Below are 24517 nucleotides of genomic sequence, written 5' to 3' on the forward strand. Positions count from 1 at the left end.
GCCGGCCCAGCACCGGCCAGTAGAAGGCCAGGGCGGCGTACGGGTGCGCGCTCAGGGCCCGGCCCTTGCGGCTGGTGGCGTGCGTGGCGAAGGACCAGCCGTCCGGGTCGGCGCCGTGCAGCATCACGATCCGCACGTCCGGCCTCCCCTCCTCGTCCACCGTGGCCAGCGACATCGTGTGCGGCTCCGGCTGACCGGCCGCCACCGCCTCGGCGAACCAGCTCGTGAACAGGGACAGCGGTGTCGGGGGAGCCGTGTCCGGGTCGAAGGGCGGCAGCCGCGTCACCTCGGGCGCCCAGACACGCTGGGTCCTGAGCAGGTCATGGAGATCGGTGTGTGCCATGGGCCGAGTATCCCGGCCGGGCGGAACCCGGCGGCCGCGGCCCGTACGGCGTCGCCCGCCCCCGCTCACCCGTTCGGGGCGCCCGGCGGCGCACACGAGCGCATCCGAGTGCGGCGGTCCCCGGCCGCGCTCAGGCTGGGACCGTGGGCGACGGGACCGGCGGTGAGGGTGATGATCGTGACGGTGGTGTCGATGCCGGAGGGGGCCGGCACGCGCACGGACGTGGCGGAGGCACGCCGCCGGCTCGCCGCGACCCGCTTCCTGCTCGTCGACGTCGAACTGCCGCGGGAGGGGCCGGCGGGGGACCCGCGGGAGACGGAGCCGCTGGCCGGGCGGCTCGGCCTGGGGGCCGAGGAACTGGCCTGGTTCGGCCGCACGGACGAGCCCGCCCGGGCCGACTTCCTCGGGGACATGGTCGGGCTGGTGGTGCCGCTGGTCCACGACGGCCGGATCGTGTACGTCCACATGGTGGCGAGCGAGCGCTTCGTGGTCATCGCGCAGCAGGGCCCGGCGTTCCTGGCGCCGGAGATCGCCGCGCACGCGCGCCGGGAGAAGCCCCACGACTCCGTGGCCCTGCTCTTCCTCGTGCTCCAGGAGGCCCTGGCGACCTTCCGCCGGGCCGCGGTGGCGGCGCTGCTGGAGGTGGAGGAGCTGGAGGACGACATGTTCCAGAAGCGGCGGCCCCAGCAGGTCTACCGGCTGGCGCAGCTGCGCCGCCGCTCCGCCCTGCTGCACCACTCGCTGCTGCCCTACCTCCAGGTGGTGGACGAGGTCCTCACCCGCAGGCTGATGAGCCCCGACTTCCCGGCGGAGCGGCAGCGGCTCGCCCGGGAGTTCCAGCACGCGGCGCGTCCGGTCCTCACGGCCATCGAGTCCCTCCAGGACGCCGCCCGCCGGGCCTTCGGCAGCTACTCCTCCCTCGTCGCGGGCGAGCAGAACGGCGTGATCAACCGGCTCGCGATCGTGTCCGTGATCTTTCTGCCCCTGTCGTTCCTGACCGGCTTCTTCGGTATGAACTTCGCCTTCCTGACGGACGAGTTGGAGAGCCGGGCCGTCTTCTGGCTGCTCGCGGTGGGGCTCCAGGTGGCCGTGGTGTGCGTCGCCGTCTACGTGCTGCACCGCACCCGCATCTGGCGCAGACTGCGCGAGGAGGACTAGGGCCTCCGGCGGATCAAGGCTCGTCAGGGGCAGCAGTCGCGTGCCCGACGGCGAAGGCGGCCGTCGGTCCTTCGTGGGCCCCCGCCGCGACCGCGTGGGCGCGAGGAGCCGGTGTGCCCGCGCGCCTTCGTGAACCGTCGGGCCGGGTGCCGCGTCCTCCTGGTGTGCGACCCGTGCCGGGTGGGGCTGGGCGAGGGAGGGCAGGGGACGGATGACGACACATGAAGTGATCGGTTTCGTGCTGACCGTGTCGGCGAGCCTGCTGTGCCTGTGGGGCGGTGTGCGGGAGGCGCGGCTGCAAGCGCGGCTGCGTCGTCACGGCGTGCACGCCGAGGGGGTCGTGGTGGAGCAGGAGCCGGCCCCCGCGGACGACTGTCCGACGCCCGTCATCGAGTTCACCGACCGGCAGGGACGGCCCGTCAGGTTCACGCCCGTGGCGACGGGGTCGAGGATGGGAATGGATCTCGGAACCCGTGTGCCGGTCGTCTATCTGCCCGAACAGCCCGAGAACGCAAGGGTGTCCACCAGGAAGCATCGCCGGTCTCACATCGGCCTGTTCGCCGGAGGCGTGATCTTCCTCGGTGCCGCGGTTTGGATATGGCTCATTCGCTGAGCCGGGTGCGGCTCCGGTCGAGCCCTCTCCGCGTCCGTAAGAGCCCGCCCGTCGCCCCGGGCGCCGGTCAGCGGCCCAGGACCACCGTGCCGGACGAGCAGAACCAGCCCCCGGTGCCGGAGGCGACCGCGAGCCGCGGCAGCTGTCCGTCCCGGCCGTGCACCTGGCGCTCGCCGGCCTCCCCGCGCAGCTGCCGTACCGCCTCCACCAGCAGGAACAGGCCTCGCATCCCGGGGTGCTGGGCCGAAAGACCGCCGCCGTCGGTGTTCACCGGCAGGTCGCCGCCGCGCACCAGCAGCCGCCCCTTCCCCACGAACGTGCCGCCCTCGCCCTTGCCGCAGAAGCCCAGGTCCTCCAGGGTCACCAGGGTCATGTAGGTGAAGGCGTCGTAGATCTCCGCGAAGTCGATCTCGGTCGGGCGCACCCCGGCCCGTTCGAAGGCCAGCCGGCCGCTCACCGCCGCCGGGGACACCGTGAAGTCCGGCCACTCGGACATCGCCGCGTGGCTGACGTGCTCGCCGGTGCCGAGGATCCACACGGGGGTCTTACGGCAGTCGCGCACGTACTCCTCGGCCGCCAGGAGCACCGCCGCCCCGCCGTCCGAGCGGATGCAGCAGTGCAGCTTGGTGAAGGGGTCGGCGATCGGCGGGCCGGACAGGACGTCGTCGACCGTGACCGGGTCGCGGAACATCGCCTCCGGGTTCAGGGCCGCGTTGGCCCTGGCCTGGACCGCGACCTCGGCCAGCTGCTCCACGGTCGTGCCGTGCTCGATCATGTGCCTGCGGGCCGCCATCGCGTACTTGGCGATCAGCGTGTGGCCGTAGGGGACCTCGAACTGCAGCGGGCCCCGCGCGCCGAAGGACAGCTCGCCCGTCCTGCGGCCCGCCCTGACGTCCGCCCGCGCCGTCGAGCCGTAGACCAGCAGGACGGCGTTCGCGTGCCCCGCGGCTATCGCGTCCGCCGCGTGCGCCGCCATGACCTCCCAGGTCGAGCCGCCGACGGAGGTGGACTCCACCCAGGTGGGGCGCAGGCCCAGGTACTCGGCGACCTCCACCGGGGCCAGCGTGCCGAGGCCCGCGGAGGCGAAGCCGTCCACCCGGGCGCGGTCCAGGCCGGCGTCCGCGAGCGCGCGGCGGGCCGCCTGCGCGTGCAGGGTGTACGGGGTGGCGTCCGCCACGCGGCCGCAGTCGGAGAGGGCCACGCCGGCCACGGCGACCTTCCTGCTCCCTGGCGTCATGTATCTGACGGTACATCAGATACATACCCCGGCGGCAGGTGTCGTGACTCTGGGCATCCCCGTGACGCCGACCTAATATGACGGACCGTCAGATGAGGTACGCGGAGGGATCAGCCATGGACACCCGCCTCACCGCCGAGCAGGACGAGATCCGCCGCACCCTGCGCGAGCTGCTGCAACGGCGCTGCGGCCCCGCCGGGCTGCGGGCCGCCGTCGACAGCCCCGCCGGGTACGACCCCCTGCTGTGGTCCGCCCTCGCCGAGCGGCTCGGCCTGCCCGGGCTCGCCCTGCCCGAGCGGTACGGCGGCGTCGGCTGCTCGGTCACCGAGCTGGCCCTCGCCTGCGAGGAGACCGGCCGCGTCCTCGCCCCCTCCCCGCTGTTCGCCACCTCCGTGCTCACCGCGCCGCTGGTGCTCGCCCTCGGCACCGAGGCCCAGCGCGCCGAGCTGCTGCCCCGGCTGGCCGCCGGGACCCTCACCGCCGCCCTCGCCGTCGCCGGCCCCGCCCTCACCACGGCCCTCGCCCTCACCCGCGGCAACGGCGAGTACGCCGCCGGCGGGGGACGGGCCGGCGGGGTGCAGGCGCGGCGCACGGCGGCGGGCTGGCGGCTGTACGGGCAGGCCGACCAGGTGCTGGACGGGCACAGCGCCGGACTGCTGCTCGTCGCCGCGCACACCGGGGGGTTCGCCCGCTCCCGGACGCTGCTGTTCCTGGTCGCGGCGGACGCCGGGGGACTCGCCAGGACCCGGCAGACCGCGCTCGACGCGACCCGGCCGCAGGGCCGTGTCCAACTGCGCGAGGTGAGCGCGGAGTTGCTGGGCGACGAGGACACGGACGTACGGCCCGCCCTCGCCGCGCACGGGGACCTGGTCGCGGCCGTGCTCGCCGCCGAGTCCGTGGGGGCGGCCGACCGGGTGCTGGAGCGGACCGTGGAGTACGTCGGGCAGCGCGAGCAGTTCGGGCGGCCCGTCGGATCCTTCCAGGCCGTCAAGCACCGGCTGGCGGACGTGTACGTCGCGGTGCAGGCCGCGCGGTCGGCCGCGTACTACGCCGCCTGGGCGGCGGCCCACGGGGAGCGTGCCGGTGCGCTGGCGCTCGCGCAGGCGGGGGAGGCGCTGCGGTGCGCCGCCGCCGAGGGCATCCAGCTGCACGGCGGGGTCGGGTTCACCTGGGAGCACGACGCCCACCTCTACTTCAAGCGGGGCGCCGGGGACGAGCTGCTGTTCGGCCCGGAGCACCGGCTGCGGGAGCGGGCCGCCGAGACCGCGGGGCTGTTCCGGCACGGGGAGGTGGCGGTCTGATGGCCACCGGTGCCGGCGTACGGCTCGTGCAGCGGGTGTCGTCCACCCGGGTGTTCGCGAAGGTCGCCCCGCACGTGGTCCCGGCGCTCGACCGGGCCGTGCACCGGCTCACCCGGGGCCGGACGCTGCTCAGCGCCCGGATGCTGCCCGGGGTGATCCTCACCTCCACCGGCGCCCGCAGCGGGCTGCCCCGCCGGACCCCGCTCGCCTGTATGCCGGAGGAGGACGGACGGAGCTGGATCCTCGTCGGCTCCAACTTCGGCCGCGCCGGCCATCCCGCCTGGACCCACAACCTGCTCGCCCACCCGGAGGCGTCCGTCAGCTGGAAGGGCGAGGACATCCCCGTCACCGCCCTGCCGCTCACGGGGCCGGAGCGGGCGGCGGCCTGGCGGGCGGTCCTCGCCTTCTGGCCGCCGTACGCCGCCTACCAGGCCCGGGTGGCGCGGGAGATCCGGCTGTTCCGCATCACGCGACGGCCGTCCTAGAACGTGGCCAGCCGCTCCACCAGCAAGAACGCGCCGATTCCCAGCATCGCCGCACCCGAGGTGCGGGTGACCGCGCGGGCCGCCGTCGGGCGCGCGGCGAGCAGGGCGCGGGCGAGTGCGCCGACGGTGAGATAGACGGCCGCGCAGCACGCCATGTGGAGCAGGCCGAGGGCCGCCGTCTGCGCGGCCACGGGCAGATGGGCGCCCCGCAGGGTGAGGAACTGGGGGAGGACGGAGAGGTAGAGCAGCAGGCCCTTGGGGTTCAGGCCGCTGATCGTGGCGCCCCGGAGGAAGATCCGGCTCTCGGGCGGGGCGGCCTCACCGGCGTCCGGTATCGCCGGGCGGCGCAGCACGGACCAGCCCAGCCACAGCAGATAGCCGGCGCCCGCCACCGTCAGGGCGGTCAGCAGGCGGGGCGAGCCCGCCACCAGGACCGCGAGGCCCGCGGCGGCCAGGGCGGTGTGCAGGGCGTACCCGGAGACCAGTCCCGCCACCGCGCGCGCCACCGGGCCGCCGCGCAGGGCGGCCGCGATCACATACGCCCAGTCGGCGCCCGGCACGCACACCAGCAGCAGGTCCACGGCGAGGAAGGAGAAGAGCAGTCCCGAGTCCATGCTGGGGACATTAGGCGTGATTGGCCCGAAAGTGTTCCTGAAGTTTGCCCATGATCGTGGGATCTGAGCAAATATCTTTCTCATGGACGACGTGGACCGGAAGATCCTTGCCGAGCTGCAGCAGGACGGGCGGCTGACCGTGACGGAGCTGGCCGCGCGGGTGCGGCTCAGCGTCTCGCCGTGCCACCGGCGCCTGCGCGAGCTGGAGCGCTCCGGCGCCATCCAGGGCTACCGGGCGCTGGTGGACGCGGCCGCGCTCGGGCTGAACTTCGAGGCGCTGGTCTTCGTCTCCATGCGCCAGGAGGACCGGGACACGGTCGCCGAGTTCGAGCGGGCGGTCAGCGAGCTGGATCACGTGCTGGACGCCCAGCGGCTGTTCGGCGAGCCCGACTACCTCCTGCGGGTCGCCACCGCCGACCTCGCCGCCTTCCAGCGCCTGTACGACGAACGGCTCGCGACCCTCCCGGGCGTGCAGCGCCTGACCTCCACCCTGGTGATGAAACACGTGGTCAGGGACCGGCCGCTGCCCGCGTAGAGGGCAGGCGGTGGCTCCTTGTGCGAACCACCGCCCGTCAGACAGGACTTGATCTTCGAAAGTGGAGTGGGCGCTACTTCGTCGGCTTCTTGCCGGTCACGCCCAGGTGCACCAACAGCGCCAGGTTCGGCTTGAGTTCGGCCTGTTTCACGCCCCAGGAGGAGAAGCCCTTCTGGTGGGACGCCACCGCGGCGAGCATCGCGACCAGGGAGCCGGCCACCGCCGCGGGGTTCACGTCCTTGTCGACCCTGCCCTTGGACTGGAGTTCCGCGATGGAGTCCGCGAGGGAGTTGTTGACCGAGTTCAGGATCTTCATGCGGATCTTGTAGAACCGTTTGTCCCCCTCGGCCGCGCCGAGGTCGACCACGCGCAGGATCGCGTCGTTCTTCCGCCAGAACTCCAGGAAGCCGTCCACGAGTTCCTGCGCGGTCTGCCAGCCCGCCTTGCCGGTCCAGGGCCGGCCCTCCAGGAGCTCGGTCAATCCCGCGCCCTCGGCCGCCATTTGCTCGGCGATCTCCAGGACGGCTCCCTCGACGTCCGGGAAGTACTGGTAGAAGGTCGCGGGCGAAGTACCGGCCTTCCGGGCGACATCGATGACCTTGACGTCCCGGTAGGGGGAGGAGCTGAGCATCTCGCTGAGGCAGTCGAGCAGCTTCTGCCGGGTCGCCTGCCCACGCCGGCCGGCCACGCGGCCGTCGACGGTACGCACTTGTCCTGTCATGCCGTCAGCTTACCGAGGGGTGATCGGAGCGCGATTCGGCCGACTGCAAATGGGGTGCACGGGTGTATGGAGGGTGGTGTTGCTGGTCTGCGGGGTGCGCGTCGCCCGGTTACTTTGACGACATGGCCGAAAAAGGGGCATCCGTGAACGACGAGGCATACGGGGAGGGCGTGCCCTGCTGGGTGGACGCCCAGCTCGACGACGTCGAGGCGGGCAAGCGGTTCTACGGTGAGCTCTTCGGGTGGACCTTCGAGGCGGCGTACGGCTCCTCGGTGTGGGCCCGGCTGGGGGGAGAGTCCGTCGCCTCGATGGCCCCCAAGATGGACGGCCGCATGCCCACCGTCTGGACGGTGTCCTTCGCCACCCCGGACGCCGAGGCCCTGGGCCGCCGGGTCGTCGCGTCCGGCGGGCAGGTGATCATGGCCCCGTTCCCGGTGGGCGACCTCGGGGTCGCCGCCCTCGCCGCCGATCCCGAGGGCGCGGTGTTCGGCCTGTGGCAGCCCGGCACCCACCCCGGCTTCGGGCGCCGGCACGAGCCGGGCACCTTCGTCTGGGCCGAGCTGTACACCCCGGACACCGCCGGAGCCAACGTCTTCTACGGCGGCCTCTTCCACGACGCCCTGTTCGGCGCCGGCGCCGAGCCCGACTTCGGCCGCGCCGAGCTCACCGACGTCTTCCCCGCCGAGATGCCCCCGCACTTCCTCGCCCACTTCCGGGTCACGAACCTCGACGGCGCGCTCGATGCCGTACGGCGCCTCGGCGGGCGGGTGCAGGCGCCACCCTTCGAGACGTCGTACGGACGAGTGGCCGTCGTCACCGACAATCAGGGGGCGTCGTTCGCACTGCTGCAGCGGTGAAGCGACCGCATTCGTCGGTGTTCGCGGTAGGACACCCCGATTCGTCACCGGGTTCGCCACCGGCCGCCCGGCCAGGAAGAATCGGGGTCCGTGCCGCCACGGCGGTGCGGTGGTGAGACGCTGCACTTGGGTCGCGTACATAAGGAATGGCGCGGCTTGTACGGGGAGGTGGCAGGCAAGTGGTGGATCAGCTGACGCAGCACGATCCGCGGCGGATCGGGCCGTTCGAGGTGCTGGGCCGGCTGGGTGCCGGCGGCATGGGGCTGGTCTATCTCGCGCGCTCGGCGTCCGGCCGGCGCGTCGCGATCAAGACGGTGCGCACCGAACTGGCCGAGGACCAGCTCTTCCGCGTCCGCTTCACCCGTGAGGTGGAGGCGGCCCGCGCGGTCTCCGGGTTCTACACGGCGGCCGTGGTCGACGCCGACCCCCGGGCCGCCGTGCCGTGGCTGGCCACCGCCTACGTGCCCGCGCCCTCCCTCGAGGAGATAGTGAACGAGTGCGGGCCGCTGCCGGCCCAGGCCGTGCGCTGGCTGGCGGCGGGCGTCGCCGAGGCGCTGCAGTCCATCCACGGCGCCGGGCTGGTCCACCGCGACCTCAAGCCGTCCAACGTGCTGGTGGTCGAGGACGGCCCCCGGGTGATCGACTTCGGCATCGCCTCCGGCGTGTCGAACACCCGTCTGACGATGACGAACGTCGCCGTCGGCACCCCCGCCTACATGTCACCCGAGCAGGCCAAGGACTCCCGAAGCGTCACCGGCGCCAGCGACGTCTTCTCCCTCGGCTCCATGCTGGTATTCGCGGCCACCGGCCACCCGCCCTTCCACGGCGCGAACCCGGTCGAGACCGTCTTCATGCTGCTCCGCGAGGGCCCGGACCTCACCGGCCTGCCCGACGAGCTGCGCCCGCTCATCGAGGTCTGCATGCAGATGGAGGCCCCCGGCCGGCCCAGCCCGGCCGACCTCCAGGCCCAGCTCGCCCCGCACCTCTTCGGCTCCGGCTCCGACGACAGCGGCACCGCGTCCGCCTGGCTGCCGGAGAAGGCGGTCGCGCTCATCGAGACCCGGCGTGGCGGACGCCCCGTCGCCATGCCCGCCCCGGTCACCGCCGGCGGCCCCCGCAGCGGCGGCCGCGCGGCCCTGCCCCCGCCGCCGCCGTACGATCCGCCGGTGCCGGCGGGCGCCCCCGACATCGGCCCGGTCCGGCTGGCCGGCGCCCCCGTGCCGATCGGCCCCGGCCCCCGGGTCGCCGACGCCCGCGCCGCCGCCGTCAAGGCGCCCCCGCCGGAGGCCGGCCTGGTCGCCAACTGGTCCCGCCCCCGCCCGGGCGTGGCCGGCGCCGACCCCGCCGTGGCGGCCGTGCCGCCCCTGCCCCCGGAGACGGCGAGCGGCTGGCGTCCCTGGCGTTTCCGCATGTCGAACGATGTCTGGGGCACCCCGTCGGTCGACGGCGACCTGGTGTACGTCACCTCCTTCGAGGTGCACGCCCTCGACGTGGGCACCGGCCGCCGCCGATTCAAGACACGGGACGTGGCCTGGTCCATGGCGGTGGCGGACGGCCGTATCCACGCCTCCGACGGCCCCACCCTCTTCGCGCTGGACGCCCGTGAGGGCGGCGACCTGTGGCGGCTGTCCACGGACGCCTGGGTGTACTCCCTCAGGGCGGACCACGGCACGGTCGTCACCGGCACCCGGGGCGGCGGCGTCCAGGCCTGGGAGGCCGGGAACGGGCAGAAGCTGTGGGAGATCAGCGGCTGCCAGACCGACTTCGAGTCCCCCGAGGCCGGTCCGCTCGTCCACGAGGGCACGGTCTACGTCTGGCAGAACGCCCGGCTGCGCGCCCTGGAGGCCCGCACCGGCGAGGAGCGCTGGTCGTACCCCATCGGCGACGCGGCCTCCTGCGGCGGCGTCCCGGTGCGGCTCGCCCCGGCCCCCGACGGCTACGTGTACGTCAGCGCCGGCACCCGCGTGCTCGCCATCGAGGCGGCGAGCGGCATGGTCCGCTGGCACTTCGAGGCCCCGGCGGTCTTCCTGTGCCCGCCGGCCTTCGCCCCGGGTCCGGCCGTCACCGGCGGCGGCATCTACCTCGCGGACTACCTCGGCACGGTCTACGCCCTCGACGCCACCGACGGCCGCGACCGCTGGCGTATCGCCACCGAGGCCCGCTCCTCCATCGAACCGGTCCTGGTGGCGGCAGGCCACGTCCATGTGGGCAGCGGCAAGGGCCTCTACACCCTGGACGCGGTCACCGGCACCCCCAAGTGGCGCTTCCAGGCGGGCGGCGACGTCGTGGGCGCCCCCGCGGTCGCCGAGGGCCGCATCCACTTCGGCTCCACCGACCATCTGCTCTACACCCTGAAGGCCGACGACGGCCGGCTGCGCTGGAAGCTGGCGACCGGCGGCGAGATCACCGGCTCCCCGGTGGTCAGGGACGGCGTGGTGTACGCGTGCAGCAAGGACCGCTGCGTGTACGCGCTGGACGCGGAGAAGGGCACGGGGACGGCCCGTACGACGTGAGCCGGGTGCGTGACGGCCGTCGTACCGGTTGACACGGAAGGGCTCCGGACGGCGGCCGTCCCAGGCCGACGCTACCTCCGGTCCCGGGCACCCGCCACGCGGTCCCCCGGTCGCTACGGCCGCGAACCCGAGCGCGCGCCTGCCGCGGCGGCGGTCCGGGTGGCGGAACCGGCCGGTGCACGGCGGGCCCCGTCCCCTGCGCGGCCCGGCCGGGCGCCCCCCGGGCCGAGGCGCCTCACCGCACCCGGAATCCGTCCCGCCGCCGCCCGGCGAACAGCTCCGCCTGCCGCTCGGCCGGCAGATTGCCCAGCGCGATGAGATGCGGCGCCTGCGCGAACGCCTGGGCCCGCGCCGCCTCCTTCGCCGCCCACAGCGCCCGCACGGTCCCCTGCACCCCCTCCGGCGGATACCCGGCGATGACGGCGGCACAGCGCACGGCCGCGTCCAACGCCTCCCCGGGCCCGGTGAGTTCGGACACCAGCCCGACGGCGTGGGCCCGCTCGGCGGAGATCCGCTCGGCCGTGCCCATGAGCATCATCCGCGCGGCCTCCCCGTACGGCATCCGCTGGGCCATGAGCACGGACTCGTAGGCGCTGACCATGCCGTACGGGGTGTGCGGGTCGAAGAAGACCGCCGTGGTGTCCGCGACGACGAACTCGCTCTCGCCCAGCAGATAGAAGGCCCCGCCGCAGGCCATCCCGCGCACCGCCGCGACGACCGGCTTCCACAGGCCGTTCGCCTTCGGCCCGACGGCGAGCAGCGGATCGTTTTGCATGTACGGCGACGACGGCTGCGGTACGACCGCCTCCCGGTCGATGCCCGTGCAGAACGCCCGCTCCCCGGCGCCGGTGAGCACGACGGCCCGCACGGAGTCGTCGAAGCGCAACTCCCGCCACACCGAAGCGAGTTCCCGGGCCATGGTCAGGTCGACGGCGTTGAGCCGCTCGGGCCGGTCGAGCGTGACGACGGCGACGCCGGCGTCCTTGCCGGTGTCCACCCGGACGGTGTTCACGCGAGCACCCACTGCGGCAGCCCGCCGGAGAACACCACCTGCACCCGGGCGCCGATCCGGATCCGCTCCGGGGCGACGGAGTCCAGCGCCGCCCCGGGCCCGCTCACCACGTTCCCCACGAGCCGGATCCGCGGGGCGTCCTCCAGCTCCACGACGACCACGTTGTACGGCGCCTGCGCCGCGTAGTCCGGCAGCAGCGGCGGATGCGGCACGACGTACGACCACACGCGCCCGCGCCCCGACACCGGCCGCCACTCGGCTGCGAAGGACTGGCAGTGCGGGCAGCAGGGCCGGGGCGGGAACCGGGGCTCGCCGCAGTCGCCGCAGGTCTGCACCCGCAGTTCGCCGCGGGCCGCGTACTCCCAGAAGGGGGCGCCGTCGGTGTCGGTGAGGGGAGTCAGCATGGTCAGCTCCTGAGGAGGAGGGCGGAGGTGGGCACGCCTTCACCGGCCGTGACCAGGCAGGTGGTGGCACCGGGGACCTGCGCGGTACTGGTGCCGCGCAGCTGCTTGACGCCCTCGTTGAGGAGGTTGAAGCCGTGCACATAGGCCTCGGAGAGCCCGCCGCCCCCGGTGTTGACGGGCAGCCGCCCCCCGATCTCCAGGGCGCCCTGCTCGGTGAAGGCGCCGCCCTCGCCCCTGCCGCAGAAGCCGTACCCCTCCAGGGAGAGCGGGACGAGCGCGGTGAACGCGTCGTAGATCTGCGCCACGTCCACGTCGTCCGGTGTGACGTCGGCGTGCTTCCACAGATGCCGGGCGGCGGTCCAGGCCGGGCCGGTGAGCGGGTCGTCGTTCCAGTAGTTGACCATGCCGTGGTGCTGGGCGGGCAGCCCCTGGGCGGCGGCGTGGACGTACACCGGCCGCTTCGCGCAGTCCCGCGCCCGCTCCCGGCCGACGACCACGCAGGCGAGGGCCCCGTCGGTCTCCAGGCAGTTGTCGAAGAGGCACAGCGGCTCGCTGATCCACCGTGAGGTCATGTACATCTCGCGGGTCAGCGGCCGTTCGTACATCACCGCCGCCGGGTTCTGGTTGGCCCGGTTGCGGCAGGCGAGGGCGACGTTGAACAGATGGTCCCGGGTGACGCCGTACTCGTGCATGTACCGCCGGGCCAGCATGGCTATCTCGTCGGCGGGCCGCAGCAGCCCGAAGGGCCGGGTCCACTGGGCCGGAGTGGGCAGCTGCACGGTGGTGCTGGTCCACGGCCGGGGCCCGCTGCCCCGCTTCCGGGACCGCCAGGCCACCCCGACCGTGGCCTGCCCGGAGGCGATGGCGGCGGCGAGGTGCGCGACGGTGGCACAGGAGCCGCCGCCCCCGTACCCCACCTTGCCGAAGTAGGTCAGGTCCCCGAACCCGACGGCCTTCGCCAGCTCCACCTCGTCCGTCTCCTCCATGGTGTAGGAGGCGAGGGCGTCGACCTCGCCGGGCGCGAGCCCGGCGTCGTCGAGCGCGGCGAGCACGGCCCGGCAGCCGAGCGTCCTCTCGTCCTCGGACAGGTGCCTGGCGAAGGCGGTCTGCCCGATGCCCACGATGGCCGTGGCGTCCTTGAGCCCCGTTCCCGCCATGGTGTACGGCCCCCTTCCGCTGGCTGACAGGCCGTCAGGTTACCGCTAATCTGACGGTCAGTCAGCTACGCGTCGGGGAGGTCCGTCATGGACGGCGAGTGGGACACCATCCCGGATCTGGTCCGGTCGTCGGCCGGGCGGTACGCGGACGCCGAGGCCGTGGTCGACGGCCGGACGCGGATCACGTACGCCGAACTCGGCGCCCGGGTCGAGCGCGCCGCGGCCGCCTGTCTGGCCGGCGGCCTGCGGACCGGCGACCGGGCGGCCGTCTGGGCCCCCAACTCCCTGGACTGGATCGTCGCGGCCCTCGGCGCGGTCTCGGCGGGCGCGGTCCTGGTGCCGCTCAACACCCGCTTCAAGGGAGCGGAGGCGGCCGACGTGCTGCGCCGCAGCGGCGCCCGCCTCCTCTTCGTCACGGGCACCTTCCTCGGCACCTCCTACGTGGCGTCGCTGCGCCGCGCCGCGGGCGCGTCCGACGACGCCGTCCGCCCCGGCGTCCCCCTGCCCGGGCTGCCCGACCTGGAGCACGTGGTGGTCCTCTCGGACGACGCACCCGCCGACTTCTGGACCTGGAAGGACTTCCTGGCGGCGGGAGAGGGGGTCGCGGAGTCGGAAGTGCTCGCGCGCACGGACGAGTTGGACGGGTCGCGGCCCTCGGACATCGTCTTCACCTCGGGCACCACGGGCCGCCCCAAGGGCGCGATGACCACGCACGCGCAGACCCTGCGCGCGTACGGGATCTGGGCGGATCTCGCCGGACTGCGCGCCACCGACCGCTATCTGATCGTCAACCCCTTCTTCCACACCTTCGGCTACAAGGCCGGGGTGATCGCGTGCCTCATGCGCGGGGCGACGATGATCCCGCAGCCGGTGTTCGACGTGGGCACGGCCCTGGCCAACATCGCCGCGGAACGGGTCTCGGTGCTCCCCGGCCCGCCGACCCTCCACCAGTCGCTCCTCGACCACCCGTCCCGGGACGCCCACGACCTCACGGCACTGCGGCTCGTGGTCACGGGCGCGGCGGTGGTCCCGCTCCGCCTGGTGGAGCGCCTGCGCGGGGAACTCGGCATCGGCACGGTCCTCACCGCCTACGGCCTGTCGGAGGCGAGCGGCATCGTCACGATGTGCCGGCGCGGCGACGACCCGTCGGTGATCGCCGCCACCTCCGGCCGCGCGATCCCCGGTACCGAGGTGCGGGTGGCCGACGCCTCCGGCGCGCCGGTACCGGCCGGCACCCCGGGCGAGGTGCTGGTCCGCGGCTTCAACGTCATGCGCGGCTACTACGCCGACCCGGCGGCCACGGCGGAGACGGTGACCCCGGACGGCTGGCTGCGCACGGGCGACGTCGGGATCCTGGACCGGTCCGGCAACCTGCGCATCACGGACCGCATCAAGGACATGTTCATAGTCGGCGGCTTCAACGCCTACCCGGCGGAGATAGAGCAACTGCTCGGCACCCACCCGGACGTGCGGGACGTGGCCGTGATCGGCGTCCCCGACACCCGGCTCGGCGAGGTCGGCAGGGCCTTCGTCGTGCGCGGCCCCGGCTCCACCCTCACGGCCGACGACCTGATCGCCTGGTCCCGCCGCGAGATGGCGAACTACAAGGTGCCTAGGACGGTCGAGTTCGTGGCCGAACTCCCGCGCAACGCGAGCGGCAAGGTGGTGAAGGGGCTGCTGCGGGGCCGGTGAGCGCGCCGCCCCCGGACACACCACGGCCGCGGCGGCTTCCCCTCCGCGCCGCCGCGGCCGATCCCCGTACCGGAAGGTCTAGTGCAGCACTAGCTCGGCTCGGACGTGATGTGGGTGTTGTCCGGCGTGGCCGTGCCGCCCGCGGCGGCGTCCTTGGTGCCGGTGATGTGCGTGTTGAGCGGGTCCACCGTGGTGCCGGCCTGGGCGTCGGTGATGTGCGTGTTCAGCGGCTGCACCGTGCCGCCCGCCGCGGCGTCGGTGATGTGCGTGTTGAGCGGCTGCACCGTGGTGCCGGCCTGGGCGTCGGTGATGTGCGTGTTGTCCGGCGTGACGACCGGCTCGTCCTTGGTGGTGTCGCTCATCAGGTGCTCCCCTTGGAAATGGCGTTGCGGCTGTGCGGGCCCATCCGGTCACTCCCCCGAGATCGACCGGATGGGCCACTGGAGCCGCCCACTCTAGATCGAGAGCCCGGCGGCCTCACCGGCGGTCCGCGCGCCCCCCGACGCGACGTCCCGATGTCCAAGAGCATGCAGGGGGGCGATAAACGAACGATGAACGCCGGGACGGGGCCTGGATCAGGCCGCGGCGGCCGGCGTCAGGAGCGCCTGTACCTCCGCCGCCTCCGGCGAGTTCAGGCGGTCGTAGATCTCCAGCGCGTCCTGCCAGCAGACCTGGGCCCGGCCGGTGTGGCCGACGCCGTTCAGGGCCTTGCCGAGCACGGTGAGCACGTTGCCGCGGCGCCACTCGCCGCCGATGTCCCTGAGCTGGCTCAGCGACATCTCGGCGTGGGCGGCGGCCTGCGCGGGGCGCTGGGCGAGCAGGTCCACCTCCGCGAGCCGGAAGAGGGTCATCCCCTCCCACAGCCGCTGCCGGCTGACCCGGAAGACGGGCAGCGCCTGACCGAGATGCGCGGCGGCGTCGTCCAGCCGGCCGCTCCGGCCCAGCGCGAGCCCCAGGGCGTAGTGGCCGTTGGCCGCCTTGAGGGAGTGCCCGAGCTCCTCGTACATCTCCGTGCCCTGCCGGGCGAGATGCACCGCGCTGTCGGCCCGCTCGGTCTGCAGGTGCAGCCGCGAGAGGTTGCACAGCGCCGCCGCCGCGCCGGAGAGGTCACCGCAGGCGCGGAAGTCCCCGATGGCCCGCTCCAGATACTCCTCGCCCTCGGCGTAGCGGCTCCGGTAGAAGCAGAAGACGCCGAGGATGTTCGCCGCCCAGCAGCAGGGCAGCGGGTCGTCGGCGGCCTCCGAGAGGGTGAGCGCCTGCCGGGCCTCCTCGTAGGCCGGGGCGAACTGCCCCGACCAGTGACGGGCGTTGGCCAGTACCAGAACGGCCCGTCCCTCGGCCCGGCCGTCGCCGGCGGCGTGCGCCGCGTCGCGCAGGGAGGCCCCGGCCGCCTCGTACTCCTTGAAGTTCGCGCCCGACTCGGCCAGGTCGACCGCCGCCCAGAGCAGGTCGACGGCGCGGCGCAGGGTCGTACCGCTCGACGACTGCCGTACGCAGGCCAGCAGGGGCACCGCCTCGGAGTAGAGCCAGTCCTGCGCGGCGCGGCGGTCGGGGAAGACCAGGCCGGGGACGCCGGTCGGCTCCAGATGGTCCACCAGCCGGTCGCCCGGCCGCTCGATCGCGTAGACCCCGGCCGCCGTGGCCAGGTAGAAGTCCAGCAACCGCGACAGCGCGTCCTGCCGTTCGCTCGGCGGCTGCTCGTCCCGCTCCGCACAGGCGCGGGCGTAGAGCCGGACCAGGTCGTGGAAGCGGTAGCGCCCCGGCGCCGCCGACTCCAGCAGGGACGTGTCGACCAGCGACTCCAGCAGGTCCTCCGTGTCCTCCACGGGGAGAGCGAGCACCGCCGCTGCCGCCGCCAGGGACATGTCCGGGCCGTCCGCGAGGCCCAGCAGCCGGAACGCGCGGGCCTGGGCCGGCTCCAGCTGTCCGTAGCCCAGCTCGAAGGTCGCCTTCACCGCCAGGTCGCCGGCCTGGAGTTCGTCCAGTCGGCGCCGTTCGTCGGCGAGCTTGGCCGCCAGCACCGAGACCGTCCAGGTGCGGCGGGCCGCCAGGCGGGACGCCGCGATACGGATGGCCAGCGGGAGGAAGCCGCAGGCGGCGACCACGTCGAGGGCGGCCTCCCGCTCCGCCGCCACCCGCTCCTCGCCCACGATCTTCGTGAACAGCGCCAGCGCCTCGTCGGGGGACATGACGTCCAGGTCCACCAGATGGGCCCCGGCCAGGTCCACCATCCGCACCCGGGAGGTCACCAGGGCCGCGCAGCCCTCCGTCCCGGGCAGCAGCGGGCGGATCTGCGCCGCGTCCTTGGCGTTGTCCAGCAGCACGAGGACCCGGCGGCCGTCCAGCACCGAGCGGTACAGGGCCGCGCGCTCCTCCATGCTGTCCGGGATCGCGGAGTCGGCCGTGCCGAGGGCCCGCAGGAAGGAGCCGAGGACCGTCTCGGGCTCGGCGGGGCGCGGGCCGGCGCCCTGCAGGTCGACGTAGAGCTGGCCGTCCGGGAAGGCGGTGCGGGCGCGGTGGGCGACATGGACCGCCAGGGTGGTCTTGCCGACGCCCCCGATGCCGGCCAGGGCCGAGACCGCCATGACCCGGCCCTCCGCCTCGGACGCCGAGGCCAGCACCTCGCTCAGCTCGTCCACGAAGGCGGACCGGCCGGTGAAGTCGGGCACGGAGGCGGGGAGTTGTGCCGGGCGGACCGGGACCGCGGCCGGCTCGGCCGCCGGGGCGGACGGCTCCGCGAGCGCGGGGTCCGCCTGGAGGATGCGCTGCTGGAGCTCCCGCAGGCCCGGGCGGGGGTCCACGCCCAGCTCCTCCGCGAGCAGCCGGCGGGTGTCGGCGTAGACCGCCAGCGCCTCCGCCTGCCTCCCGCTGCGGTACAGCGCCAGCATCAGCAGTTCCCGCAGCCGCTCCCGCAGCGGATGCGCGGCCGTCAGCGCGGTCAGTTCGGAGACCGCCTCCGCGTGGCAGCCCTGCTCCAGGTCCATGTCCAGGCGGGACTCCAGCAGGCCCAGGCGCCACTCCTCCAGGCGGACCCGCTGGGTCTCCGCGTAGGGGCCGGGGACGCCGGCCAGGGTCTCGCCGTCCCACAGGCCGAGGGCCTGGTTCAGCAGCGACCGGGCGCGGTAGAGGTCTCCGGTGCCCCGCGCCTTCTCCGCCTCCGCCGCCAGGTCCTGCGCGGCCGTGAGGTCCAGGGCGCCCTCGCCGAGGCCGCGGACCGCGTAGCCGCCGGACTCGCTCACCAGGACCCCGGCGTCCAGGACCTTGCGCAGCCTCGACGCGTAGGTGCGGACCGCCGCCAGCGCCTGGGACGGGGGCTCGGGGCCCCACAGGGCGTCGATCAGCTCCGCCGCCGTGGCCGTACGGCCCTCGCGCAGCAGCAGGGCGGCCAGCAGGGCACGCTGCTGGGGGGAGCCCGTGCTGAGCGCCTCCTCGCCGCGCCACGCCCGCACCGGACCGAGCACGCCGAAGCGCGCCGCCGCCGGCTCCGCGTCGGCCGCGGAGCCGGGACGCCGCTGCTCAGGTACTCGCGGCCCACCGTCCATGTGTTCGCCCCCCTCGGCATCACGAACAACCCCGTCAGTTTGCCTTGTTCCGGGTGGTTGCGTCAGCCGTGGGAGACGCCGATCACAGGCCGCGGCGCCTCAGTCCACAAAGCCCTCACACGCTCTTCGCACACATGCGGCCGGCGCCAGTAGCTGACGGGTCGTCAGATCGGCGCTACGGTGAGCGCCATGGACACCCACGAGAGCACGTTCCCGCCGATCATCTCCGTGGACGACCACACCGTCGAGCCCGCCACCGTGTGGCAGGACCGCTTGCCGAGGAAGTACCGGGACACCGGGCCCCGGATCGTGCGTGCCCCGCTGAAGGAGATGACCTTCCTCGGCGGGCGCTTCAAGCCCGTCATGGGGAGCCGGGGCGACGACGGGCCGGTCGGCGACTGGTGGGTCTACGAGGACCTGCACCGTCCCCTCACCCGGCTCGACACCGCCGTCGGCTACGACAGGGACGAGATCCGGCTGGAGGTCATCACCTACGAGCAGATGCGGGCCGGGTCGTACGACGTCCCGGAGCGGCTCGCCGACATGGACGCCAACCATGTGCAGTCGGCGCTCTGCTTCCCCACCTTCCCGCGCTTCTGCGGGCAGACCTTCACCGAGGCCCGGGACCGGGACCTCGCCCTGCTGTGCGTGCGCGCCTACAACGACTGGATGGTGGAGGAGTGGTGCGGGCCCGAGGCGCGCGGCCGGCTGATACCGCTCACCCTGATACCCCTGTGGGACGCCGAACTCGCGGCCCAGGAGGTCCGGCGGAACGCCGAACGGGGCGTGCGGGCCGTCGCGTTCTCCGAGATACCCCCGCACCTCGGCCTGCCGTCCGTCCACACCGACGACTGGGACCCCTTCCTCGCGGCCTGCGACGAGACGGGCACGGTCGTCGCCATGCACATCGGCTCCAGCAGCCGGATGCCGTCCACCTCCGCCGACGCCCCGCCCGCCGTCGGCTCCACCATCACCTTCGCCAACTGCTGCTTCTCGATGGTGGACTGGCTGATGAGCGGCAAGTTCGAGCGCTTCCCGAACCTGCGGGTGATGTACGCCGAGGGGCAGATCGGCTGGATCCCCTACATCCTCGAGCGCGCGGACGTGGTGTGGGAGGAGAACCGGGGCTGGGGCGGGGTCGCCGACAAGGTGCGCCGGCCGCCGTCGGAGCTGTTCGCCGGGCACGTCCACGGCTGCTTCTTCGACGACGCCTTCGGCCTGCGCAACCTGGACGCCGTCGGGGTCGGAAACGTCCTGTACGAGACCGACTACCCGCACTCCGACTCCACCTGGCCCAAGTCCCGCGAGGTGGGCGAGGCGCAGATGGGGCACCTGACGCCGGACGTGGTCGAGCGGATCGTACGCGGGAACGCCATCGACCTGCTGGGCCTGACCGGGGACGGCCTGTGGCGGGGGACGAAGTGAGCCTGGCGTACGGCATCCAGCTGCCCGTCCAGTCGCAGAGCACCCTGTACGCGGAGGCGTGGGAGGCCGGGGCCGGGGCGGCGGACCTCGTGGAGACCGCGCGGGCCGTGGACCGCGCCGGGTTCGACTACCTCGCCTGCTGCGACCACGTGGCGATCCCCCGGCGGCTGGCCCCCGCCATGAGCACGGTCTGGTACGACCCCGTCGCCACCCTCGCCCATCTCGCGGCCGTGACCGGCCGGGTCCGGCTGCTCAGCCATGTGGCCGTGATCGGCCTGCGGCACCCGCTGCTCACCGCGAAGCAGTACGCCACCCTCGACCACCTCTCCGGCGGACGGCTGGTCCTCGGGGTGGGGGCCGGGCACGTGCGGGAGGAGTTCGAGGTGCTGGGGGCGGACTTCGAGCGCCGGGGCGCCGTCCTGGACGAGAGCATCGACGCCCTGCGGGCCGCCCTCGGGCCCGCGGAGTTCCCCGAGCACCACGGCAAGTTCCACGACTTCGCCGGGCTCGGGCAGCGGCCCCGGCCGGCCCAGCCGCGCATCCCCCTCTGGGTCGGCGGCTCCTCGCCCGCCGCGGTGCGCCGGGCCGCGCTGAAGGGCGACGGCTGGCTGCCGCAGGGGGACCCGCGCGAGCGCCTGCCGGCCCAGATCGCCCGGATCCGGCGGATGCGGGCCGACCACGGCGCCGACGGGCCGTTCACGGTCGGCGCCATCACCGAGCCGCTGTACGTCGGCCGGGCCGGCTGGGACGTCGGGCGGCGCACCCTCACCGGGGCGCCGGAGGAGATCGCCGAGTCGCTGCGGGCGTACCGGGCGCTGGGCGTGGACCAGATCCAGGTGCGGTTCCGCAGCCGGAGCCGGGCCGAACTCATCGAGCAGATCGACGCGTTCGGGGCGGAGGTCGCACCCCGCCTGAACTGAGGAGGGCTTCATGGGCAAGCTGGACGGGCGGGTCGTCGTCATCACCGGGGCGGCGCGCGGGCAGGGCGAGCAGGAGGCGCGGCTCTTCCGGGCGGAGGGCGCGCGGGTGGCGGTCGCCGATGTGCTGGACGACCGGGGGGAGGCCCTGGCCAAGGAGATCGGGGCGCTGTACGTCCACCTCGACGTGGGCAGCGAGGAGGGGTGGCGGGAGGCCGTCGCGGCGGTCAAGCGGGCGTACGGGCGGATCGACGGGCTGGTCAACAACGCGGGCATCCTGCGCTTCAACGCCCTCGTGGACACCCCGCTGGACGAGTTCATGCAGGTCGTCCAGGTCAACCAGGTCGGCTGCTTCCTGGGGATGAAGACGGTCGCGCCGGAGCTGCCGGACGGCGGCACCATCGTCAACACCGCCTCCTACACCGCCCTGACGGGCATGGCGGCCGTCGGCGCGTACGCCGCCACCAAGCACGCCGTGCTCGGACTGACCCGGGTGGCCGCACTGGAGCTGGCGGACCGGCGGATACGGGTCAACGCCGTCTGCCCGGGCGCCATCGACACCGCCATGTCCAACCCGGCCCGGCTGGACCCGGACGCCGACCCCGAGGAGATGAGCCGGGCCCTGGACGAGCTGTACCGGGGGCTCGTGCCGCTCGGGCGCATCGGGCAGCCGCAGGAGGTGGCACGGCTCGCCCTCTTCCTCACCTCGGACGACTCCTCGTACATCACCGGGCAGCCGTTCGTGATCGACGGCGGATGGCTGGCGGGGGTCAGCGTCATCTGACGTACCTGACCGGCCGTCGGCTATTGACGCTCGCGGCGGCCGGTGCGACAGTCGGCCGACAGACTGGATCTGACGGAACGTCAGAAAATCTCGGGGACGGTGAACCGCCGTGGAATTCGGGCTCTTTGTACAGGGATACGTGGGCAAGCGGGCCGAGACCGACCCGCTCGCCGAGCACAAGGCGCTGATGGAGGAGACCGAGTACGTCATCCAGGCGGACAAGTCCGGCTTCAAGTACGCCTGGGCCTCCGAGCACCACTTCCTGGAGGAGTACTCCCACCTGTCCGCCAACGACGTCTTCCTCGGCTACCTGGCGCACGCGACGGAGCGCATCCACCTAGGCTCCGGGATCTTCAACCCGCTCGCCCAGGTCAACCACCCGGTGAAGGTGGCCGAGAAGGTCGCCATGCTGGACCACCTCAGCGAGGGCCGCTTCGAGTTCGGCAGCGGCCGGGGCGCCGGCAGCCACGAGATACTCGGCTTCCTGCCCGGCATCACGGACATGAACCACACGAAGGAGATCTGGGAGGAGACCATCGCCGAGTTCCCGAAGATGTGGCTCCAGGACGAGTACGCGGGCTTCCAGGGCAAGCACTGGCAGCTCCCGCCGCGCAAGGTCCTGCCGAAGCCGTACGGGAAGTCGCACCCGGCGATGTGGTACGCGGCCGGCTCCCCGCCGTCGTACGCCATGGCCGCGCGCAAGGGGCTCGGCGTGCTCGGCTTCAGCATCCAGAAGGTCTCCGACATGGAGTGGGTGCTGGAGCAGTACAAGACGGCGGTCGTGAACGCGGAGCCCGTCGGCGACTTCGTGAACGACAACGTGATGGTGACCACCACCGCGATCTGCGCGCCGACGCACGCGGAGGCCGTCGAGACCGCGGTGAACGGCGGGCTGCACTATCTGCCCTCGCTGGTCTTCCGCTACCACGACACCTTCCCCCGGCCGGAGGGCTTCCCGGAGTGGCCGGAGACGCTGCCCGAGTACACGCCCGAGTTCGTGGAGCTGCTCATCGAGGAGGAGCTGCTGATCTGCGGCGATCCGGACGAGGTGGTGCGCCAGTGCAAGCGGTGGGAGCAGGCGGGCGCCGACCAGCTGAGCTTCGGGCTGCCGGTGGGGGTGCCGAAGGAGGAGACGCTGCGGACGATCCGGCTGATCGGGGAGCACGTGATCCCGAAGATCGACACGGATCCCGTTCACCGGACCACGCGGTTCCGTCAGGAGGCCTGAGCGCTCGCCCCTTCGGACGGGACGAGTCCCCGCAGTCGGAAAGGGAGCCCCATGCTCGATCACGTCATCAGGGGTGCAGCCGTCGTGGACGGGACGGGCGCACCCGCGTACACCGCCGACGTCGGCCTACGGGACGGCCGCGTCGCCGTCATCGGGACCGTGGCCGAGGAGGCCCGCACCGCCGAGGACGCCACCGGGATGGTCCTCGCCCCCGGCTTCGTCGACCCCCACACCCACTACGACGCCCAGCTCTTCTGGGACCCCTACGCGACGCCCTCGCTGAACCACGGGGTGACCACCGTCGCCGCCGGGAACTGCGGCTTCACCCTCGCGCCCCTCAACCCCGGCCGCCCGGGGGACGCCGACTACACCCGCCGGATGATGTCCAGGGTGGAGGGCATGTCCCTGGTGGCGCTGGAGGAGGGGGCGCCCTGGAGCTGGCACTCCTTCGGGGAGTACCTGGACGCCCTCGAAGGGCGGACGGCCGTCAACGCCGGCTTCATGGTGGGGCACTGCGCCCTGCGCCGGCACGTGATGGGGCCAGACGCGGTGGGCGGGCAGCCCGACGAAGGGCAACTCGCCGGGATCGTGCGGCTGCTGCACGAGGCGATGGACGCGGGAGCCTGGGGCTTCTCCACCACCCAGTCCTCCACCCACTCCGACGGCGACGGGCGGCCCGTCGCCTCCCGGCACGCGCGGCCCGCGGAGCTGCTCGCGCTGTCCCGGGCCGTCGGGGAGCACGAGGGCACCCAGATCGAGGCGATCGTCGCCGGCTGCCTCGACCAGTTCAGCGACGCCGAGATCGAACTGCTCACCGAGATGAGCGCGACGGCCGGCCGGCCCCTGAACTGGAACGTGCTCACCGTCGACGCGGCCGTGCCCGAGCGGGTGCCCCGGCAGCTGCTGGCGAGCGAGCGGGCGCGCAAGGCGGGCGGCCGGGTCGTCGCGCTCACCATGCCGATCCTCACCCCGATGAACATGTCCCTCGGCACCTTCTGCGCCCTCAACCTGATCCCCGGATGGGGCGAGATCCTGGGGCTCCCGGTCCTGGAGCGGATCGCGCGGCTGCGCGACCCCGGCGTCCGGGGGGAGATGCTGCGGCGCGCCCGCTCCAAGGAGGCCGGCGTCTTCCGGCGGCTCGCGAACTTCGGCCGGTACGTCATCGGCGACACCTACAGCGAGGCCAACGCCGGGCTGACCGGACGGATGGTCCGGGACGTCGCCGCGGAGCGGGGACAGGAACCCTTCCACTGCCTGGTGGAGATCTGCGCCGCCGACGAGCTGCGTACCGTGCTGTGGCCCATGCCCACCGACAACGACCCCGCCTCCTGGGCGCTGCGCGCCGAGACCTGGCGGCACGAGGACGTCCTGCTCGGCGGGTCCGACGCCGGGGCGCACCTGGACCGGATGTGCGGGGCGCCGTACACCACCCGGTTCATCGGGGACTGTCTGCGCGGGCGGAGGCTGCTGGGCCTGGAGCGGGCCGTGCAGATGCTGACCGACGACCCCGCCCGGCTCTTCGGACTGCGGGAGCGGGGGCGGATCGCCGAGGGCTGGCACGCCGACCTCGTCCTCTTCGACCCCGAGCGCATCGACGCCGGACCGGCCACCCTGGTGCACGACCTGCCGGGCGACAGCCCGCGCCTGGACTCGAAGGCCATCGGGGTACGGGCCGTGTGGGTCAACGGCGTCGAGGCCATTCGGGACGACGTGGTGAGCGGGGCCGTGCCCGGGAAGGTGCTGCGCTCCGGCCGGGACACCGGGACGGTGAGCACCCGGTGACCGACGGACAGCGGCTGTTCGTCGGCGGCGCCTGGGCCGAGCCCGACGGCGGGCACTACGAGGTCGTCGACCCGGCGACCGAGGAGACCGTCGGCCGGGCCCCGGAGGCCTCCCCGGAGCAGGTCCACGGGCGGCCGCCGTTCGATCGAGTCGGCGTTCGGCTGGCCCAGGTGCCACACGACGTCCGCCATCAGGTC

At 73.5% G+C, this 24517-nt stretch carries 22 protein-coding genes and 1 pseudogene; 14 read left to right on the forward strand and 9 right to left on the reverse strand.

Going from position 1 to position 24517, the window contains the following annotated elements:
• Nucleotides 1-343, reverse strand: a 343-nt coding sequence (locus ACWEN3_RS13430) for a pyridoxamine 5'-phosphate oxidase family protein (RefSeq protein WP_452969533.1), incomplete at its 3' end; no start/stop codon positions are given.
• A 171-nt stretch (nt 344-514) separates the two neighbouring features.
• Here ACWEN3_RS13430 and ACWEN3_RS13435 point away from each other — a divergent pair.
• Both ACWEN3_RS13435 and ACWEN3_RS13440 read left to right on the forward strand, forming a co-directional pair.
• Nucleotides 515-1501 carry a magnesium transporter CorA family protein gene (locus tag ACWEN3_RS13435; protein ID WP_452969535.1) on the forward strand — a complete coding sequence of 329 codons (987 nt, stop codon included), beginning with the start codon at nt 515-517 and terminating at the stop codon, nt 1499-1501.
• 226 nt (nt 1502-1727) lie between these two features.
• Nucleotides 1728-2114, forward strand: a complete 387-nt coding sequence (locus ACWEN3_RS13440; RefSeq protein WP_452969537.1) for a DUF3592 domain-containing protein — start codon at nt 1728-1730, stop codon at nt 2112-2114.
• Nucleotides 2115-2181: 67 nt separating this feature from the next.
• Here the strand turns inward: ACWEN3_RS13440 and ACWEN3_RS13445 are convergent, their stop codons facing one another.
• Complete coding sequence (locus ACWEN3_RS13445; protein ID WP_452969539.1) at nt 2182-3351, reverse strand: thiolase C-terminal domain-containing protein; 1170 nt, start codon at nt 3349-3351, stop codon at nt 2182-2184.
• Nucleotides 3352-3467: 116 nt separating this feature from the next.
• Between ACWEN3_RS13445 and ACWEN3_RS13450 the strand changes: the two genes are divergently transcribed.
• The gene (locus tag ACWEN3_RS13450) at nt 3468-4652 is read left to right on the forward strand and encodes an acyl-CoA dehydrogenase family protein (RefSeq protein ID WP_452969541.1); all 1185 of its coding nucleotides are present in this window, start codon (nt 3468-3470) and stop codon (nt 4650-4652) included.
• Entirely contained in the window at nt 4652-5137 is a 486-nt protein-coding gene (locus ACWEN3_RS13455; RefSeq protein ID WP_452969543.1) for a nitroreductase family deazaflavin-dependent oxidoreductase, read from the forward strand. The genes ACWEN3_RS13450 and ACWEN3_RS13455 overlap by 1 nt, the downstream gene beginning before the upstream one ends.
• Here the strand turns inward: ACWEN3_RS13455 and ACWEN3_RS13460 are convergent.
• The gene (locus tag ACWEN3_RS13460) at nt 5134-5751 is read right to left on the reverse strand and encodes a LysE family translocator (RefSeq protein ID WP_452969546.1); all 618 of its coding nucleotides are present in this window, start codon (nt 5749-5751) and stop codon (nt 5134-5136) included. The two genes, ACWEN3_RS13455 and ACWEN3_RS13460, sit on opposite strands and share 4 nt — an antisense overlap.
• A gap of 82 nt (nt 5752-5833) precedes the next feature.
• Between ACWEN3_RS13460 and ACWEN3_RS13465 the strand changes: the two genes are divergently transcribed.
• On the forward strand, nt 5834-6286 hold the full coding sequence (locus ACWEN3_RS13465; RefSeq protein WP_452969549.1) for an Lrp/AsnC family transcriptional regulator: 453 nt from the start codon (nt 5834-5836) through the stop codon (nt 6284-6286).
• 73 nt (nt 6287-6359) lie between these two features.
• Here the strand turns inward: ACWEN3_RS13465 and ACWEN3_RS13470 are convergent, their stop codons facing one another.
• Nucleotides 6360-7007, reverse strand: coding sequence for a TetR family transcriptional regulator (locus tag ACWEN3_RS13470; protein ID WP_452969552.1), 648 nt, complete (start codon nt 7005-7007; stop codon nt 6360-6362).
• Between the two features lie 122 nt (nt 7008-7129).
• On the opposite strand from ACWEN3_RS13470, the gene ACWEN3_RS13475 reads away from it, so the two are divergent.
• Both ACWEN3_RS13475 and ACWEN3_RS13480 read left to right on the forward strand, forming a co-directional pair.
• The gene (locus tag ACWEN3_RS13475; protein WP_452969555.1) at nt 7130-7864 is read left to right on the forward strand and encodes a VOC family protein; all 735 of its coding nucleotides are present in this window, start codon (nt 7130-7132) and stop codon (nt 7862-7864) included.
• A gap of 179 nt (nt 7865-8043) precedes the next feature.
• Complete coding sequence (locus ACWEN3_RS13480) at nt 8044-10377, forward strand: outer membrane protein assembly factor BamB family protein (protein ID WP_452969557.1); 2334 nt, start codon at nt 8044-8046, stop codon at nt 10375-10377.
• Between the two features lie 235 nt (nt 10378-10612).
• Here the strand turns inward: ACWEN3_RS13480 and ACWEN3_RS13485 are convergent, their stop codons facing one another.
• From ACWEN3_RS13485 to ACWEN3_RS13495, 3 genes are read right to left on the reverse strand one after another with little or no spacing between them, the layout of a single operon-like run.
• A complete protein-coding gene (locus ACWEN3_RS13485) occupies nt 10613-11401 on the reverse strand; it encodes an enoyl-CoA hydratase/isomerase family protein (protein WP_452969560.1) in 789 nt (262 codons plus the stop codon).
• Nucleotides 11386-11793: a Zn-ribbon domain-containing OB-fold protein gene (locus ACWEN3_RS13490; protein ID WP_452969563.1), complete on the reverse strand. Its 408-nt coding sequence runs from the start codon at nt 11791-11793 to the stop codon at nt 11386-11388. The genes ACWEN3_RS13485 and ACWEN3_RS13490 overlap by 16 nt, the downstream gene beginning before the upstream one ends.
• 2 nt (nt 11794-11795) lie before the next feature.
• On the reverse strand, nt 11796-12950 hold the full coding sequence (locus tag ACWEN3_RS13495) for a lipid-transfer protein (RefSeq protein ID WP_452969566.1): 1155 nt from the start codon (nt 12948-12950) through the stop codon (nt 11796-11798).
• 87 nt (nt 12951-13037) lie between these two features.
• On the opposite strand from ACWEN3_RS13495, the gene ACWEN3_RS13500 reads away from it, so the two are divergent.
• On the forward strand, nt 13038-14642 hold the full coding sequence (locus tag ACWEN3_RS13500) for a FadD3 family acyl-CoA ligase (RefSeq protein ID WP_452969569.1): 1605 nt from the start codon (nt 13038-13040) through the stop codon (nt 14640-14642).
• An 89-nt stretch (nt 14643-14731) separates the two neighbouring features.
• On the opposite strand, the gene ACWEN3_RS13505 is transcribed toward ACWEN3_RS13500, so the two are convergent.
• Together ACWEN3_RS13505 and ACWEN3_RS13510 are read right to left on the reverse strand one after the other, a co-directional pair.
• Nucleotides 14732-15004: a hypothetical protein gene (locus ACWEN3_RS13505; protein ID WP_452969572.1), complete on the reverse strand. Its 273-nt coding sequence runs from the start codon at nt 15002-15004 to the stop codon at nt 14732-14734.
• Nucleotides 15005-15217: 213 nt separating this feature from the next.
• Nucleotides 15218-18184 carry an AfsR/SARP family transcriptional regulator gene (locus ACWEN3_RS13510; RefSeq protein WP_452969575.1) on the reverse strand — a complete coding sequence of 989 codons (2967 nt, stop codon included), beginning with the start codon at nt 18182-18184 and terminating at the stop codon, nt 15218-15220.
• Between the two features lie 189 nt (nt 18185-18373).
• Here ACWEN3_RS13510 and ACWEN3_RS13515 point away from each other — a divergent pair, with 189 nt between their 5' ends.
• The 6 genes and pseudogenes from ACWEN3_RS13515 to ACWEN3_RS13540 form a co-directional block, all read left to right on the forward strand.
• Nucleotides 18374-19609, forward strand: coding sequence for an amidohydrolase family protein (locus ACWEN3_RS13515; protein WP_452969577.1), 1236 nt, complete (start codon nt 18374-18376; stop codon nt 19607-19609).
• The gene (locus ACWEN3_RS13520) at nt 19591-20529 is read left to right on the forward strand and encodes an LLM class F420-dependent oxidoreductase (RefSeq protein WP_452969580.1); all 939 of its coding nucleotides are present in this window, start codon (nt 19591-19593) and stop codon (nt 20527-20529) included. The genes ACWEN3_RS13515 and ACWEN3_RS13520 overlap by 19 nt, the downstream gene beginning before the upstream one ends.
• A gap of 10 nt (nt 20530-20539) precedes the next feature.
• A complete protein-coding gene (locus tag ACWEN3_RS13525) occupies nt 20540-21310 on the forward strand; it encodes an SDR family NAD(P)-dependent oxidoreductase (RefSeq protein WP_452969583.1) in 771 nt (256 codons plus the stop codon).
• A gap of 109 nt (nt 21311-21419) precedes the next feature.
• Nucleotides 21420-22538 (forward strand): LLM class flavin-dependent oxidoreductase, encoded by a 1119-nt coding sequence (locus ACWEN3_RS13530; RefSeq protein ID WP_452969586.1) that lies wholly within the window; start codon nt 21420-21422, stop codon nt 22536-22538.
• Nucleotides 22539-22589: 51 nt separating this feature from the next.
• The gene (locus ACWEN3_RS13535) at nt 22590-24320 is read left to right on the forward strand and encodes an N-acyl-D-amino-acid deacylase family protein (RefSeq protein ID WP_452969589.1); all 1731 of its coding nucleotides are present in this window, start codon (nt 22590-22592) and stop codon (nt 24318-24320) included.
• Nucleotides 24215-24517: pseudogene (locus ACWEN3_RS13540) on the forward strand (hypothetical protein); the annotation flags it as partial. The gene ACWEN3_RS13535 and the pseudogene ACWEN3_RS13540, both read left to right, overlap by 106 nt.

The sequence above is a fragment of the Streptomyces sp. NPDC004561 genome, from assembly GCF_053602155.1.